We start from the raw sequence: 15419 nt of genomic DNA, 5'->3' as shown, positions 1-15419 counted from the left end.
CTCTGCGGCTAGCGATTCATTCCTGGCTGCGCCCCGTCGCAGGTCCGGGATAAGATACTCGTTTGCCCCCAGCCGGCATGGCTAAACCCGATTGACGCCCTCCGATGAACGCACCTGACTTGACCGACGACGAACACCTTGGCCTGTACCTGCGCAACACCGACACCGGCGCCGAATGGTGGCGGGTCAGCGTGGCGGATCGACCACAAACCTATCGCCTCGAACATGCCATCCAGCCCACCGAAGGCAACGCGGCCGTCGATATCGATCTGGTGGTCGACGCGGAGAACCTGCGCGCCAAGCTGAAGAAGTGGCATCGCGAAGGGTTTGCTTTCGAGGCGCGCGGGTCGGTGCCGCAAGCGGATGCACAGCAACGTGCGGCCTTCATGCCTGAACTGCAGCGCGCGGCGGCGGCAAAGCGGCGTGCAGGCGGAGCCGGCGACCCGGGTGATGCTAACGCAATGGCCGAACCCGCTTACGCGGAACAAGCCCTGGCAAGCGGTGCGGCCGCCACCGTGCGCGTCGGCCAGGTCGCCGTGCCGTGCGGCGGCGGCGGCCCATTGGTGCCGCGCGTCAACCCGGCGTATCTGTTCTCGGAGCGCTTTAACGACATCGTCGAAGATATCGTCGAGAACAAACGGGTCATGCTGATCGGCCACACCGGCGCGGGCAAGACCAGCCTCATTGAGCAGGTGGCGGCACGGGCCCAGCACGGCGTGGTGCGCTCGAACATGAACGGCCAGACGACGGTCGGCGACTTCGTCGGCTTCTGGACCGTCAAGGGTGGCGAGACCCTCTGGGTCGACGGCGTCTTGCCCACCGCGATGCGCGAAGGGCTCTGGCTGATTGTCGACGAGATCGACTTCGCCGAACCGTCGATTCTCGCGGCGCTAACCGCCGTGCTGGAACCGCACGGCCGCCTCACCTTGAAGGAAAAAGGCAACGAGGTGGTCGCGCCGCATCCGGCGTTTCGTCTGTTCGCCACCGCCAATGCGGTCGGTGCGATGAGCCAGTTCCGCCATCTGTATCAAGGTGCGAACCTGATGAACGAGGCCTTTCTCGACCGCTGGCGCGTGTACCTGCTCGACTATCTGTCGCCGACGGAAGAAGCCGACGTGCTGATGCGCACGCTCGCGCCGCTTATGACCCGCACTGTCGCCGCCACGCTTGCGGCCATCGCGGCCGATTGCCGGGCGGCGTTCGCCCGCGAAGACCTGGCGAGCGCTTTCTCGACACGGCGCCTGCTCGACTGGGCCGAACTGATGCTGCGCACCGGCGACCCCGAGCGCGCGGCCGGACCCGCTATCTACGCCAAGATCAGCCCGGAAGACGCCAAGCTGATCCGCGGCATCATTCGTCACCACATCGCTCCCGCGGAGTGAGCGCGATGCACACGGCGCGCGAGGCCAAAGGCTTCGAGTTCGAATCCGCGCTCAGCAAGATCGCGCGCGTCCTCACGGGACAATACGGCGTGAGCGTCGTGTTCAGCCCGGATGGACCGCGCGTGGAGCGGGGGCGCATCGTGATTCCCGACTACGAGGTGGGCGACAGCCTCTCGACCGACGTGCTGGTCGGCTATCTGGACCTGCTGGTGGCGCGCGCCAAACATTCCGCGCTGCCGCAACTCGAAGCGCTGCCGCGAGGCGTCGCGGCGAATCTGGCGCAGGTGATCGAAGACCGCCGCGTGTGTGCGCAGTTGCTCGACGAATATCCCGGCGCCCGCTGGTTTATCGGCAAGCTGCGTGCGCATGCTGCGGCGCGCACCCAGCAGCAGTGGAATCGCATGCGTTGGCGCGAGCGCTTTATCTGGCGTGTGGAGCGTGCGCTTTGGGACGAGCCTGCCAGCGGTGCGGAGGATAGCCAGTCGCTGTCCGCGGCGCTGGTGGCTGCTCAGGATCTGCTCGAGCACGCGAGCCGCAGCCGCTCGACCGCGGACAGCATCGCCGCGGCACAGGCGATTTTGGCGCGGATTCGCACGCTCTCGGCCGGTGACGTCAACAACATGATGTTCACTACCGGTACCGCCGAGGACATCGATACCGATCCGCTGCGTTCATCCTTCGAACCGTTGGCGCCGTTCGAAAGCGACGGCACCCGCGCGAGCGAAGAAAGCGCGGCGCCCCCGCCCCTGGAACCAAGCGGCAGTGCCGAGGCGCTAAACGGCGCCGGCATGGGCCACGCCCTCGCCGACGCGCAACCCGCAGCCGCGCGAGCGGACAGCACCACGCAAACGCTGCGCGGCTCTGCACGCATGGTGATGTCGATTCCGCTCGCCACCGAATTCGACGTCGTCAACGATCAGACCGGGCGCGGCGACATGACCGCGTGGCGCGAGTTGCGCGCACGCGCCCGTGCCGAAACGGCACAACTCAAGGAAAAGCTCGAACGAGCGCTCAGCGCCGACGAGCGCACGCGCTGGCGGCGCGAGCAGGAGCGCGGCGAGATCGACCGGCCGTCGCTGGCGAAGCTTGCCACCTCGCCCGGCTATCGCACGCCGTTCAAGGTCAAGCGCGCCACCAAAGGGCGCGACGTCGCCGTGACCTTGCTGATCGACCGCAGCGGCTCGATGGCTGGGCGCAAGATCGAGCTGGCGCAGTTGTGTGCGGCGGCGCTCGGCGATGCGTTGACCCAGTTGGGCTTCGATTGCGAAGTGCTCGGCTACAGTTCGATCGAATCGCCGCAAATGAAGCAACTATACGAACGCCAGCGCGCCGCTGGCGTCGATCTGCACCGCTACAACCGGCTAGTCGAACGGCTCGATCTGCAGATTTATAAACGCTTCGGCGCGGCGGATCTGAGCGGACTTACCGGCATCGACTGCGGCCACGAAAATCCGGACGGCGAGGCGCTCGCCTGGGCCGCGACGCGGCTTGCGGATCACGCTGCGCAGCGGCGCATCCTGATGGTGTTTTCCGATGGCTACCCTGCTACCGGCGACGGCGACCCGCTCGTGTTGCGCAGCGATCTGCGCGAGCGGGTGGCGGCCATCCAGAAGCGCGGTATCGAACTGGTGGGGATTGGTGTGCTCACGGATGCGGTAGAGGCGTTTTATCCGCACAACGTGGTTGTCAGCCGGCTCGCGGAACTGCCCTCTACGGTGTTCTCCGTGCTAAGCGCGATGCTGCTGAAGCGCTAGCTGCCTTTCCAGCGCATCCACAGGCATTTACAGCGCATTCAGCGGAATCTTCAGATAGCGCACGCCGTTATCCTCCGCTGCTGGCAACGCCCCGGCGCGGATGTTGACCTGGATTGCCGGGAGGATCAGCATCGGCATGCTGAGCGTGCGGTCGCGGGCCGTGCGCATCGCCACAAACTCTTCTTCGCTCACACCGTCGTGCAGATGGATGTTGCTGCGCCGCTGCTCGGCTACGGTGGTCTGCCATTGCGGCTCGCGTGTGGCGGGCGGATAGTCGTGGCACATGAAGAGTCGCGTATGCGCCGGCAACGCGAGCAGCTTATGCACGGAGCGATACAGCATCCGCGCATCGCCGCCAGGGAAATCGCAGCGTGCCGAACCGACATCCGGCATGAATAGCGTATCGCCCACAAACACCGCGTCCTCGATCTGATAAGCGATATCCGCCGCCGTATGGCCTGGGACGTGCAGCGCACGCGCTGTCAACGAACCGATCGTGAACGTTTCGTCCGCGGCAAACAGATGATCGAACTGGCGGCCATCGGTCTGGACGTCCGCGCCCAGGTTGAAGACGCCTTTGAATACGCCCTGCACGGTGCGAATGTTTTCGCCAATCGCCGTGCGGCCGCCCAACGTCTGCTTCAGATAAGGCGCGGCAGACAGGTGGTCGGCATGCGCATGTGTCTCGAGTATCCACTCCACTCGCAGCCCATGCTGACGGACGAAGGCAACCACGCGCTGTGCAGATGCCGTAGAAGTACGGCCCGACTTCGGATCGTAGTCGAGCACCGGATCGATCACCGCACAGGCCGAACCCTCGCCCGCATGCACCACATAGGTCACAGTCGAAGTGGCTTGATCGAAGAAGGCTTCTACGAAGGGCGACATCGTTGGCTCCGGATAATCGATTGAAGGACCTATTATCGACGAGTGACGACGATCAATCCATCCTCGCTGACGGCACCGCGACACTCTGCCCTACGCGCGAGCTTTCACGCATGCGCTACGGCTCAAGGCGAAAGGAATTGATGCTGCCCCACCTTCCCCTATGCGCACCAGGTAGAACCACTCACGCATCGAGGGTTTCACTCTAGAAATTTTCAGGCGGCGAATGCCGATAACCAGGTGAGGGAGATCTGGACTCGCCCCAGTGGTGCGCCATGCGCCGCCCGGTGCCGGTCGCAAAAGGCTCCGACGTACTCAACAGGCACTTCACGGAGTGTGAATGCGCAAGCTCGGATTCAAGCAAAAACTCTGGCTGCCGCTTCTCGTCAGCCTGACCGCCCTGCTGCTGGTATCGGTGTCGGCGGCTTATTTGTCGTACCAGACCCGCATCGACGAGCGCAAGAACGACCTGGTCAACGTCGCGCATATTGGTCTGTCGATTGTCGAGGAATACGCTGCGTTGGCGCAGGCCGGTAAACTGACCGAAGATCAGGCGCGTCAAGAGGCGCTCGCCCGCTTGCGCGGCATCCGCTATGGCGAGGATGGCTACTTTCTTGTCATCAATTCGCGGCCGCAGATGGTGATGCACCCAATGAAGCCGGCGACGGAAGGCAAGGACCTTAGCGATGTCGCCGATGCCGATGGCCGCCATCACTACGTCAGCTTCGCCGCGGCCGCGCAGGCGCCGCAAGGCGGCTTTGTCGACTACGTGTTTCCGCGGCCGCACGTCACGCCGGCCAAAGCGGTCGACAAGCTCGGTTACGTGCTGCGCTATGCGCCGTGGGACTGGATCATCGCAACCGGCGCCTATACCGACGATATCGCCACCGCGTTTCGCAACTCGCTCTACGCAGCGGGCGGCGTATTCCTCGTGCTGGCGCTGCTGCTCGCCCTGCTGGTGGCGTTGACCAATCGCAGTATCGAACGCACGATCGGCGGCGATCCGCATTACGCCGCGGGTGTTACCGAAGCGATTGCAGCGGGTAACCTGACCGTCCCCATTCGTACCCGCAGCAACGACACCGACAGCCTGATGCAGACCATCCGGCGCATGCGCGACGCACTGAAGCGCACCATCGGCGAGATTCGCGGCGTGGCCGATAACGTGGCGGTGACCGCCCGCGAAATTGCCAGCGGCAATGCCGACCTCTCGGCTCGCACCGAAAGCCAGGCGGCGGCGCTGCAGCAAACCGCATCGAGCCTCGAACAGATGACCTCGATGGTGCATCAAACGGCGGAAAACGCCCGCAGCGCGAGCCAGCTCGCGACCAGCGCCGCGCAAGTCACCGACCGCGGCGGAGCGATGGTGGTCGAAGTGGTCGCCACCATGCGCGACATCTCCGGGGAGTCGCAGAAGATGGTGGACATCATCGCGGTGATCGAAGGCATCGCCTTCCAGACCAATATCCTTGCATTGAACGCCGCAGTGGAAGCGGCGCGGGCCGGTGAAGAAGGCCGCGGTTTCGCTGTGGTGGCAAGCGAAGTGCGCAATCTGGCGCAGCGCAGTGCGGGCGCCGCCAAGGAAATTCGCGGCTTGATCCACAACGCGGTGGGCAAAGTCGGCGTGGGCGTCGAGTTGGTGGAGAAAACCGGCGCGACGATTCAGGAAGCGCAAAGCGCGATGGCGCGAATGACAGCCATCGTGCAGGAAATCGCCTCGGCAGTGGGCCAGCAGAGCCAAGGCATCGAGCAGATCAACACGGCTGTTACGCAGATGGACAACGTGACGCAACAGAATGCGGCGCTCGTCGAACAGGCGGCTGCGGCAGCGCAGTCATTCGAAGACCAGGCGCGTCAGTTGCAAGCAGCCGTCGCCGCGTTCAATGTTGGGGAGAGTTCGGCGGGCGCCCCGGCCTACGGGCGGTGCTGAGCGACACGGCACGGCAGAAAGCGCCGTTAAGCTCAACCAGGCACCACGTGAGCAGCACGCCCTTAGCCCAGATGCGGATTGAACGCGTACTGTTCGATTTCGCCGTGACGCGCGACCACCGCCGTGCTCTCGGGAATCTCCTCCCACCAGCCTGGCAGATCCACCAGCGGCTCGGACAAGACAAGGAAAGCATCGTCGCCGGCCGCGGCGATGCGAGGGTCGTGCGGATACAACTCGTGCAGGTGGTGAAACGAGGTGCTATGGAACAGCGAGCGTGAGTCGCGTTCACTGGAGTAACGCACGGCGATGATCTGCTCGCCGTCGGTCGCGCAGACGGTCATGTTCAACGGATCGTCGACGCCGTTCTTGCGGCCGGTCGCTTCAACGAAGGCCACCATCCGCTCCAGCGCGGTAACCGGCGTGAGCTCCAGGCCAAAGGTGAGCGCGAGGAAGAACAGCACCTCGGAATCGGTCGAGCCTTCGATGGACGGGAACAGTTCCGGCTTGATCGCCAGCATCAGTTCGCGCCGCACCGACGGGTACTTACGTACGAGACCGTTGTGGACGAACAGCCACCGGCCATAGCGAAACGGGTGGCAATTGGTTTCCTGAGCGGGGGTATCGGTGGCGGCGCGAATGTGGGCGACGAACAGCGGCGAGTGGATCGCGCGGGCGGCTTCGCGAAGGTTCCGGTCGCTCCAGGCGGGCTGCATGCAGCGGTAGCGGAACGGGATCTCGGTAGGATGCCCGTACCAGCCAATGCCGAAGCCGTCGCCATTGGTGGTGGTGTGGCCCAGGCGCGAATGCAGGCTTTGATCGATCAGCGAGTGTTTGGCGCGAAACAGCACCGTCTCGAGTTGGACGGGGTTTCCGGTGTAGGCGAGCCAGCGGCACATGAGGGACCTCCTCTGGTTTTGTTCGGGATATCGACGGGGGCAGGGTCGACATGAGTTACGACACGATGATTCGAAAGATCAGCGTCCGAACGGCGTCGCTAAATACGCACACGCTCTTCGCCCACGACCAGCCCGTTACTGCCTCAACCGAGCGCGTGGGATGCCTGGTCCAATACCTCGTCGGCCCATTGGCTAATACTTTTGCCGGCAGCCGCAGCGGCAACGCTGACTGCAGCATGAACCTCCGGACGGATCCGGAGCATTAGCTTGCCCGATGCAGCCTTTTGAGGTTCCCGCCCGGTCTTCGCACAATCGTCCAAGTAGTGATCAACTGCTTCGCGAAAGTCGGCCGTCAACTCGGCCACCGTTTCGCCGTGGAAAGTGATTCGATCCGACACACCAAGCACATGCCCAACAAAAATATTGTTGCTTGGATCGAATCCGACCTTACCTAGATAGCCTTTGTAGGTCATTGCATTCATCATGGCGTTACTCCCAATTCGATGAACCACTCTCGCACTTCCTCTACCTGATACTTTTTCGCATCCTTGCCCGGATGCGGTCGATGCAAATATCGCCGACTGCCATTCAACTCAAACGCAACCCGCGAGCCAGCACCTTCCCTAACTTCGCCACCTAACGCAACGATCAGTGATTCAATTTCCGCGAACACGATGCCGCCGTGCGTCGGTCTTCTGAATACGGCGTGCAACGTCGATTTGTGCCTAACTTTCATGGTCGATGATATCACAAGGTGATATCATATCGTGTCGCAAGTTCAACTCGAGTACACCTTGGCGTCGTATTGAGCTAGCGCAAATTTTTAACGTGGCGTCAGCACAACCGGCGCCTCCGCCCGATACCCACCGCCAAGCGCCTTCACCAGCGCCACCGCCTGGCTCAACTGCTGCCCTTGAATGTCGAGGAGCGCCACACGCTCCGCAATCACCGGCTGGCGCGCATCCATCGCTACCAGCCTGCTGGCCAGACCGCGGTGATAGTGCGCCTCGGCGCTATCCTGCGCAAACGCGACGGCTTGCACCTTCTGCTGTTGCAATTGCGACTCCGCGTCCAGATCCTGCAGCCGGCTGCCGGTCAGCGCAACATCGCGCACGGCATTGAGCACCGCCTGGTTATATTGCTCGATGAGCGTATTGCTCGCCGTACGCGCACCACCCAGATTCGCATTCAGACGCCCACCATCGAAGATCGGCAGATACAGGCCCGGCAGCAGATTGATCTGCTGACTCCCATGTGTGAACAGATCCGATAGATGCAGTGCGTTGACGCCAAAGAACGCCTTGATATCGAAGCTCGGATAAAACGCCGCCTTGGCCGCATCGATCCGGTCGAACGACGCTTGCACATACCAGCGCATCGCCTGCAAGTCCGGCCGCCGTGCCAGCAGCTCATAGGCAAGCGTCGACGGCAAGGCCGCCTGTGCTTGCGGCAGCGGCACCGGCTGGATCGCCGGCAAGTCGTCCGGCCCCGCCCCGCTCAATGCCCGCAACGATTCGCGGAACTGCTTGATGCGCCCCTGCGCCGCGACGATCTGCTGCTGCACCGCGAGCAGCGTCGCGCGCGCCTCCTGGGTCTGCGTCTGCGATTCGAGGCCGCGGGCCGCGCGGGCCTGATGCGTCTGAACGGAGAACGCCGCCACCTCGCCCGACTGCTGTAGCAAATCGATGAGTTGATAAGCAGTCTGAATTCCGTAGTACAACTGCGCAACGTCGGTGGAGATTTCGAGTTCCACCGCCGACGTCTCCGCCAGCCGCGCGTTATGCACGCCCAGCGCCGCCGCGACCTGGGCGCGCTGCTTGCCCCATAGATCGACGTTAAGGCTCGCGCCCAGGCCAACAATCCCTAAGGTGTACCACGGTCCGGTGAACCCGAGCGCCGGTTCGTTCAGTGCGAACGGCCCGAGAAAGCCCTGTGAGGAGACATGTTCGCGATCGATCGCGCCCAACGCCGTCACCTGCAGATTCGAGCCCGCCTTGACCAGTTCGACGTCCGACTGTGCCTGCGCCACCCGGCTGCGCGCTATCACCATCGTCGGTGCGTCGGCAAGGGCGCGCTCGATCAGGCCGTCGAGTTGCGGATCGCCGTAGGCGCTCCACCAGCGAGCGGACGGCCAGCCGTCGCGGGCCAGATGGATGTCGTCAGCGAGGCGGATCTGTTCGGGCTGGATGGCGTCCGTGGGCTTACCGTCGTGGTGCATCAGCGCACAGCCGGCTAAAGCGCAGCCGACGAGTGCCACAAGCGCCACAGGCGCCGTCGGCGCGGCGCGGCGCAAAGACAGGGGTCGAGTGAAGCGCTCTCGTTTAATCATGCTCATGAGACTCGCGCAGGATCACGGGGATCGGTGCCGGCACACTCCAATCCGGCAAGCCGGACAACTGGCGCACGAGGCTGCGGGCGCCGGCAAGAACAGGTGAATCGGGCTGCCCCTCAAGCCCGTCTAGCGCAATACGGGGCGGCGCATGGGCAGCCGGTGGATTTGCGGCCAGTCCGTCCGCGTACAGTCCAAGGTCCGCCGCAGCCCGCGCCTGGAGGGCCTGCCCCGCTGCATAGACGGGTTCGCTCTGGATGGCGGGGCGCACGGCGAGCGCATTGTGCAAGGCATTGCCCGCCAGCATGATTTCGCGTCCTTGCGCGAGAACCGCTTGCGCGCGCAGCGTCAATAGCGCCTGCTCGCCTTCCTGCCAGCTCGGTTCGAGCGCGACGCGCGCCAGCGTCGCCTCGCAGTCAGCCAGCACCGCCCAGGTTTGCAATTGTTGCCGGGCGTGCGGCAATTCCTGGGTCGGAGGGCCATCGGCCGGGGGCGCGCGCAGGAGTGCCGCGACCGAGCGCAGCATCGCCGATAGCTTGCGGCGCAGGGCATCGCCCTCGCCTTCCGGCCACAGCGACACCTGGATCAAGGTCGAAATGCCGACGCCCAGCAGAATCCCCACCATCCGGTCGCGAATCTCGGTGAGATTCGAGCTGGGCCCGAAGTCCTCGAGGAAGGCCAGAGAAAACGTAAATACGATCTGAATCCCCGCGTAGCTGATGCGCTCCCCGCCTGCCGAGACCCATGCCCCGAGCGCAATCACCGGCAACGAGATCAATAGCAGGCCGACGATGCTGTCCAGATGCGGAATCACAAACACCACCATGAATAGCGCCAGCGCACTGCCGATCAGCGCACCGCCGACGCGCAGCAACGCGCGCTGCGTCGAGGCGCCCAGACTCGGCAACGCGATGATCACGCAGGTCAGCATAATGGTGTGAATGCCTTGCCAGTCGAGCGCGTTATAAATGACGTAGCACACCAGCACCGCGAGCAGGGTCTTCAGAGAAAAGCGCGCATAGACCGGGTTGGTAAACGCATCCGGTACGACCATCGGATCCGGTGCCGCCTTGCTGGCCGGCGCCGCGTCGGGAGCATCGAGATGGCTGAGCAGGCGCAGCGCGCGCTCCATGTCGGCCGCCGCTGGAATCGAATCTTCGGCCTCGTCGCGTCGCGTGCTGGATGAAGAGGATGCGCCCGGCGACGGCGGCCTGACCGTGTGATACCGCAAACCAGCCTCTACCGCTTCGTCCAGCGCGTGGCAGTTGGCGCGCAATTCCCGCAACCACTCACGCTGTGGCGCCGATGCGTGCAGCGACGCGGGCAATTCGGCCGCCGCGCGATAGAGCCGCGAGACCGTCGTCACGCACGCCAGATGATGCGCTTCGTCCTTTCGATACTCAGCGTCGCGCATCGCGGCGAACTTGAGCAGCTTTTGCAGCGCCAGCGCGCCTTGCTGGATCGCCATCGTCGTGATCGGCTCGGCAGCCGGGCCGTCGCCTGTCTGGTGCGCAAGATGGGCGTCGACCGCCTGCAATTGGCGGTGAATTTCTGCAGTCAACTGCCGTTGCGGTTCGGCCGGCAAGAGCAAGGTATTGACCAGCAGCGTCAGCGCGATCGTGTAGTTCACCGCGACCCACACCCATAGGGCCGCACGTGTCAGCACCTCGGCCTGGTCGGTCAGGTCGACGAAGGTCTGCACGTAAATCACGACCAATGCGACCAGAAAAAACATGATGCCGATCTTCAGAATACGCATCAGGTAGACGCTGCAAAAGAACAGCACACTCGCCGCGACGATGCGTATCAACGGGTATTCGAAGGTGAATTTCAGCAGCAGGATCGAGAGACCGATCGCCAGCGTCGAGCCGACCAGGAACATGACGCCCGCGAGCCGTGTGATCACCACGTTCGACTGCGTGACGTAAAACACCACCAACAGGGAGACCGCGAGCGCGGGCACCTCGAGCGTATTGGAGATGACGATCACGATCGCGCTCGTCAGCACGCAGCGCAGCATCACATTGGCGCGCCCCGGATACGGTGCGAGCTGGGCGCGCAAGAACCGCTGCGCGTCGACGAGTGCTTGAGGCGCGAAGTCGGCCGCGTTCATGGCGGCGCCTCAGTTGGCCTGGCCATGAGGCTGGCCATCGTTGCTGCGCGCGGCGGTGGCGTCCGGCTGCAGCACCGCGACCGCCGAGGTACCGATGCGGAACAGTTGCGGATCGGGGTGATCGACCAGAATCTTCACAGGAAAGCGCTGCGACACGTGCACCCAGTTGATGGTGCGCTGGATATGCGGCAGACCGCCCGGCAAGGCAAGGCCGCCTTCGTCCGGCGCGACTCCGTAACTGATCGAATCGACGGTGCCGTGAAAGCGCCGGCCGGTATCGCTCATCAGATAGACGGTGGCCGGCGTGCCGGCGCGGATGTGCGTCAGTTCGGTCTCGCGGAAATTCGCCACCACGTACCAGTGCCGCGTATCGATCAACGTGAACACCGGTTTGAGGGCGGAAGCGAACTGGCCGGTGGAAGTGGTCAGCGACACGATCCGGCCGTCGAACGGCGCGCGCACCGTCGAGTATTCGAGGTTCAGTTCTGCGAGGGAGATCTCGGCCAGCGCAACGGCGCGCTGCGCCACCAGCGCATCCACCCCGCTCACGGCCGCTGCGGCCTGCTGCGCCTGCAGTTGCGCCGCGCTCAATTGCGCCTGGGTGGCACGCTGGGCTGTGCGGGCACGGTCCACATCCTCGGCGGACACGTAGCCTTGCGGCAGCAGCGGCTCGGTACGGCGTAGCGTGTCGCTCGCCTGGGCGGCGGCGGCCCGCGCGCTTTCGACCGCCGCGCGCACCGACTCGGCGTTGTACTGCTGCGCGTTGACGGTGCGCTGGGTCAGCGCAATCTGCTTGTCCAGCGCGACCAGCGTCGCCCGGCCGCGCGTCAGTGCGTCCTGGTAAGGGCGCGGGTCGATCTGGAACAGCAGGTCGCCTTGCTTGACGGCCTGGTTGTCGCGCACCGCCAACTGCACGATGCGCCCGCTGACTTCGGGCACCACGTCGATGGTGTCGGCGTACGCATAGGCGTCGTCGGTCCGCGGCGAGCTGTCGAGCATCCAGATCACGAGGATCAGCACCAGCAGTGTCACGAGCACCAGCACGATGGCAGGCCAGGTTTTGCGTGGAGGTTTGCTTGCGGTCGTCGTCATCGCTTCAACCTGTGGGGTTCAATGTTGAAAGAAGATCAACCAGACAATCAGGGCAATCAGGAGGACCAGCGCCGGATAGACAATGCCGCGTGGCCAGAACCAGCGCGCGAGACCGCCGCGCTCGACCATCACATGAAACACGATCGTGAGGATTACGCCTGCGGTAATACAGAAGAGCCAGCCGGGAAAGTACGCGCCGAGCACACTGATGGACGGCGCCTGAGCGCAGCCGCCCAGCAACAGCGCCGCAACTGCGGCGAAACCCAACGTCCTCATGCCGCTTCCTCCGTGAGTGGACGGCATGGCGCCATCCCCGGTTCAAACGTCGTTGGCGTACGGGCGGCGGCAGCATGACCCCGCGCCGGCCGGTGCAGCTACTTGGGTGGCAGCTGCGCGATAGGAATCAGAAACTCGGAAAAGCCGGTCAAGATAATCTGCACACCGATGCACAGCAGCAGAAAGGACGACACCCGCATGGCGACCTTGGTGCCCTCGACGCCAAGATAGCGCGCAAAAATGACGGCGCGGCTGTAGGTGATGTACACCACGATGGCCACGATGATCGAGATCACGACAGACGCGATGCTCGACAGCACGAACTCCGACAGCTTGTGAGTCCGGTTCGCATTGAGTGCGATGGCTGTGGCGACCGAGCCCGGGCCGGTGGTCAACGGGACGGTGAGCGGGAAAAAGGCTCTCGAGGTGGCGCTGTCCGCATCGACGCGCTTGACGGCGGGCTCAGCGGGCGGTGTGTCCGGCGCGTTGAGCATGTTCCAGCCGCTCACCGCCACGGCGAGTCCGCCGCCAATGCGCAGCGCCTCCATGGAGATGCCAAAGAAGTGCAGCACGGGGGTGCCGAGGAAGAACGCCACGAGCAGTACGCACAGGACGTTGATGGCGATCTTGCGTGCGAGTGCGGTGCGTTCTTCGGTGGTGAGCGATGCAGTCCGGTCGAGGAAGACGAAGGCGATACCGAATGGATTGATGATGCTGATCAATCCGGTAAACCCAAACAGAATGTCCGAGATCAGACTTTCCACCATGTTTGCGATCCGTGTCGAACGACGGCTAATGGGTCCCGGCGGGAGCCCGACGCCGCATCATAGCGCGAGGCGGCATTGGTATGACACTATCCACGACGCAAAGCCGTGGCGCAACGCAACATTGCGCGGGCGCGCGCCTGGGTCAAACCCTTGACAGCTTTCAAGCCACCTACATTTTTTTTGGAGACCTTTACGTAATAGACCCATCAGGCATAAAGTCGGGACGGAAGACAGGCTTCACCAGACGCACCCACCCGTTCGAGGAGTTGCCCCCCATGTTCCTTCGTTTCCTCGCCGTGCTGCCGTTCATCGGCATTCTGCTCGGCGTGCCGTTTGTCAATCGCGTCGAGCCGCTGGTGCTGGGCATGCCGTTCGTGCTTGCCTGGATCGTCCTGTGGGTCATCCTCATCTCGGTCATCATGGGGATCATCTACCGGCTCGACCCGAGCAACCGTGAAAGCGCCGTCGATACCGAGGAGGCCCGATCATGAGCAGCGCTCTCGTTATCATCGCCGCCGTGACGGTATTCGCGCTGTGTCTCGGCCTGCGCGCGCGGCGCGGTCACGACATGAGCCTCGAGCAATGGACCGTCGGCGGCCGCAGTTTCGGCACGGCCTTCGTGTTCCTGCTGATGGCGGGCGAAATCTACACCACCTTCACCTTTCTCGGCGGCAGTGGTTTCGCTTATGGCAAAGGCGCACCGGTTTATTACATTCTCGCGTATGGGTCGCTTGCCTATATCCTCTCGTACTGGATGTTGCCGCCCATCTGGCGCTATGCGAAGAGCCAGCGGCTGGTCTCGCAGCCGCACTTCTTCTCGCGCAAATACGATAGCCCGGCTCTCGGCGTGCTGGTGGCGCTGGTCGGCGTGGCCGCGCTGATTCCGTACCTGGTGCTGCAACTGAAGGGCCTTGGGATCATCGTGGCGACCGCATCGTATGGCGCGATTTCGTCGACCTCGGCGATCTGGATCGGTGCTGCGGTGGTGACGTGCTACGTGATCGTCTCAGGGGTGCGCGGCTCGGCGTGGAACTCGGTCGTCAAGGACACGCTGATCCTGGCGGTGGTGCTGTTTCTCGGCATCTATCTGCCGATCCACTACTACGGCGGACTCGGCGAGATGTTCCATACGATCGAAGCGGCCAAACCGGGCTTTCTCACCTTCCCCGCCAAGGGCTCGAGCGTGACCTGGTTCCAGTCCACGGTCCTGCTCACCGCGCTGGGCTTTTTCATGTGGCCGCATACGTTCGGCTCGGTATTCACCGCGAAGGACGAGCGGATTTTCCGCCGCAACGCAATGGTGCTGCCGCTCTATCAGTTGATCCTGCTGTTCGTGTTCTTCGTCGGCTTTGCGGCCGTGCTGAAAGTGCCGGGCCTGAAAGGCGGCGATATCGACTTGTCGTTGTTCAGGTTGTCGCTGCAGACCTTCGACCCCTGGTTTGTCGGCGTGATCGGCGGCGCCGGCGTGCTGACCGCGTTGGTGCCGGGCTCGATGATCCTCAACACGGCCTCGACGCTGCTCGCTAACGACGTGTACCGGGGCCTCTTCAAGCGCGACGCACCCGATGCGCACGTCACGAAGCTGGCACGCATGCTGGTGCCGGTGGTGGCACTGGTGGCGGTGGCCTTCACACTGCATGGCGGCGAAACCATCGTCGCGCTGCTGCTGATGGGCTACAGCTTCGTCACGCAGTTGTTCCCGGCGATGGTATGCAGTCTCTTGCCGCATAACCGCGCGACCAAACAGGGCGCGTTCTGCGGGATTCTGGCCGGCGTGGCAGTGGTGGCGGTGACGACGCTGATGCATCTCAGCATGGGTCAGTTGTTCCCCTTCCTGCCCGATGCCGCCAAGGACGTGAACATCGGCTTCATCGCACTGGCCTTGAATATCATCGTATTCGTGGTCGTCAGCGCGCTCACGCAACCGCGCACCAGCGGCGAGTCGCACGCGCATACGCACGTACATTGAGGTCGTGGCGGCCTACCCTTGCGCGC

14 protein-coding genes are annotated in these 15419 nt (G+C 63.7%); 5 read left to right on the top strand and 9 right to left on the bottom strand.

Translation table 11 applies throughout. The features are described 5' to 3' along the window. Positions 1-104 precede the first annotated feature (104 nt). Entirely contained in the window at positions 105-1382 is a 1278-nt protein-coding gene (locus BLQ92_RS31860; RefSeq protein WP_090691885.1) for an AAA family ATPase, read from the top strand. 5 nt (positions 1383-1387) lie between these two features. After that, a complete protein-coding gene (locus BLQ92_RS31855) occupies positions 1388-3136 on the top strand; it encodes a cobaltochelatase CobT-related protein (RefSeq protein ID WP_090691877.1) in 1749 nt (582 codons plus the stop codon). 27 nt (positions 3137-3163) lie between these two features. Here BLQ92_RS31855 and BLQ92_RS31850 read toward each other — a convergent pair whose 3' ends face one another. After that, positions 3164-4024 carry an MBL fold metallo-hydrolase gene (locus BLQ92_RS31850; protein ID WP_090691875.1) on the bottom strand — a complete coding sequence of 287 codons (861 nt, stop codon included), beginning with the start codon at positions 4022-4024 and terminating at the stop codon, positions 3164-3166. Positions 4025-4361: 337 nt separating this feature from the next. Here BLQ92_RS31850 and BLQ92_RS31845 point away from each other — a divergent pair, with 337 nt between their 5' ends. Further along, positions 4362-5951 carry a methyl-accepting chemotaxis protein gene (locus BLQ92_RS31845; protein ID WP_090691871.1) on the top strand — a complete coding sequence of 530 codons (1590 nt, stop codon included), beginning with the start codon at positions 4362-4364 and terminating at the stop codon, positions 5949-5951. Positions 5952-6013: 62 nt separating this feature from the next. Here the strand turns inward: BLQ92_RS31845 and BLQ92_RS31840 are convergent, their stop codons facing one another. The 8 genes from BLQ92_RS31840 to BLQ92_RS31805 all read right to left on the bottom strand — a co-directional run bounded on the left by BLQ92_RS31840 (position 6014) and on the right by BLQ92_RS31805 (position 13424). Next, the gene (locus tag BLQ92_RS31840) at positions 6014-6847 is read right to left on the bottom strand and encodes a class II glutamine amidotransferase (protein ID WP_090691867.1); all 834 of its coding nucleotides are present in this window, start codon (positions 6845-6847) and stop codon (positions 6014-6016) included. A gap of 143 nt (positions 6848-6990) precedes the next feature. Then, a complete protein-coding gene (locus BLQ92_RS31835) occupies positions 6991-7332 on the bottom strand; it encodes a type II toxin-antitoxin system HicB family antitoxin (protein WP_090691863.1) in 342 nt (113 codons plus the stop codon). Beyond that, the gene (locus BLQ92_RS31830; RefSeq protein ID WP_090691860.1) at positions 7329-7583 is read right to left on the bottom strand and encodes a type II toxin-antitoxin system HicA family toxin; all 255 of its coding nucleotides are present in this window, start codon (positions 7581-7583) and stop codon (positions 7329-7331) included. The genes BLQ92_RS31835 and BLQ92_RS31830 overlap by 4 nt, the downstream gene beginning before the upstream one ends. Before the next feature lie 87 nt (positions 7584-7670). Further along, positions 7671-9182 (bottom strand): MdtP family multidrug efflux transporter outer membrane subunit, encoded by a 1512-nt coding sequence (locus BLQ92_RS31825; RefSeq protein ID WP_279607956.1) that lies wholly within the window; start codon positions 9180-9182, stop codon positions 7671-7673. Beyond that, positions 9169-11289 (bottom strand): FUSC family protein, encoded by a 2121-nt coding sequence (locus BLQ92_RS31820; RefSeq protein ID WP_090691853.1) that lies wholly within the window; start codon positions 11287-11289, stop codon positions 9169-9171. The genes BLQ92_RS31825 and BLQ92_RS31820 overlap by 14 nt, the downstream gene beginning before the upstream one ends. Positions 11290-11298: 9 nt before the next feature. After that, on the bottom strand, positions 11299-12381 hold the full coding sequence (gene mdtN, locus BLQ92_RS31815; protein WP_090691849.1) for a multidrug transporter subunit MdtN: 1083 nt from the start codon (positions 12379-12381) through the stop codon (positions 11299-11301). Positions 12382-12399: 18 nt separating this feature from the next. After that, positions 12400-12657 carry a YtcA family lipoprotein gene (locus BLQ92_RS31810; RefSeq protein ID WP_090691846.1) on the bottom strand — a complete coding sequence of 86 codons (258 nt, stop codon included), beginning with the start codon at positions 12655-12657 and terminating at the stop codon, positions 12400-12402. A 98-nt stretch (positions 12658-12755) separates the two neighbouring features. Beyond that, a complete protein-coding gene (locus tag BLQ92_RS31805) occupies positions 12756-13424 on the bottom strand; it encodes a MarC family protein (RefSeq protein WP_090691841.1) in 669 nt (222 codons plus the stop codon). 275 nt (positions 13425-13699) lie between these two features. Between BLQ92_RS31805 and BLQ92_RS31800 the strand changes: the two genes are divergently transcribed. Together BLQ92_RS31800 and BLQ92_RS31795 are read left to right on the top strand one after the other, a co-directional pair. After that, positions 13700-13915 (top strand): DUF3311 domain-containing protein, encoded by a 216-nt coding sequence (locus BLQ92_RS31800; protein ID WP_090691837.1) that lies wholly within the window; start codon positions 13700-13702, stop codon positions 13913-13915. Further along, positions 13912-15393: a sodium:solute symporter family protein gene (locus tag BLQ92_RS31795; protein ID WP_090691834.1), complete on the top strand. Its 1482-nt coding sequence runs from the start codon at positions 13912-13914 to the stop codon at positions 15391-15393. The genes BLQ92_RS31800 and BLQ92_RS31795 overlap by 4 nt, the downstream gene beginning before the upstream one ends. Positions 15394-15419 lie beyond the last annotated feature (26 nt).

Origin of the sequence: Paraburkholderia phenazinium, from assembly GCF_900100735.1 — a bacterium.
Lineage (GTDB): Bacteria > Pseudomonadota > Gammaproteobacteria > Burkholderiales > Burkholderiaceae > Paraburkholderia > Paraburkholderia phenazinia.
The sequence above is the reverse complement of the archived record's forward strand: the minus strand, read 5'-3'. Positions and strand labels throughout refer to the sequence as shown.

Coding starts and splice junctions, on each gene's coding strand:
- BLQ92_RS31860 (WP_090691885.1), top strand. CDS start 105: ATGAACGCACCTGACTTGACCGACGACGAACACCTTGGCCTGTACCTG.
- BLQ92_RS31855 (WP_090691877.1), top strand. CDS start 1,388: ATGCACACGGCGCGCGAGGCCAAAGGCTTCGAGTTCGAATCCGCGCTC.
- BLQ92_RS31850 (WP_090691875.1), bottom strand. CDS start 4,024: ATGTCGCCCTTCGTAGAAGCCTTCTTCGATCAAGCCACTTCGACTGTG.
- BLQ92_RS31845 (WP_090691871.1), top strand. CDS start 4,362: ATGCGCAAGCTCGGATTCAAGCAAAAACTCTGGCTGCCGCTTCTCGTC.
- BLQ92_RS31840 (WP_090691867.1), bottom strand. CDS start 6,847: ATGTGCCGCTGGCTCGCCTACACCGGAAACCCCGTCCAACTCGAGACG.
- BLQ92_RS31835 (WP_090691863.1), bottom strand. CDS start 7,332: ATGATGAATGCAATGACCTACAAAGGCTATCTAGGTAAGGTCGGATTC.
- BLQ92_RS31830 (WP_090691860.1), bottom strand. CDS start 7,583: ATGAAAGTTAGGCACAAATCGACGTTGCACGCCGTATTCAGAAGACCG.
- BLQ92_RS31825 (WP_279607956.1), bottom strand. CDS start 9,182: ATGAGCATGATTAAACGAGAGCGCTTCACTCGACCCCTGTCTTTGCGC.
- BLQ92_RS31820 (WP_090691853.1), bottom strand. CDS start 11,289: ATGAACGCGGCCGACTTCGCGCCTCAAGCACTCGTCGACGCGCAGCGG.
- mdtN (WP_090691849.1), bottom strand. CDS start 12,381: ATGACGACGACCGCAAGCAAACCTCCACGCAAAACCTGGCCTGCCATC.
- BLQ92_RS31810 (WP_090691846.1), bottom strand. CDS start 12,657: ATGAGGACGTTGGGTTTCGCCGCAGTTGCGGCGCTGTTGCTGGGCGGC.
- BLQ92_RS31805 (WP_090691841.1), bottom strand. CDS start 13,424: ATGGTGGAAAGTCTGATCTCGGACATTCTGTTTGGGTTTACCGGATTG.
- BLQ92_RS31800 (WP_090691837.1), top strand. CDS start 13,700: ATGTTCCTTCGTTTCCTCGCCGTGCTGCCGTTCATCGGCATTCTGCTC.
- BLQ92_RS31795 (WP_090691834.1), top strand. CDS start 13,912: ATGAGCAGCGCTCTCGTTATCATCGCCGCCGTGACGGTATTCGCGCTG.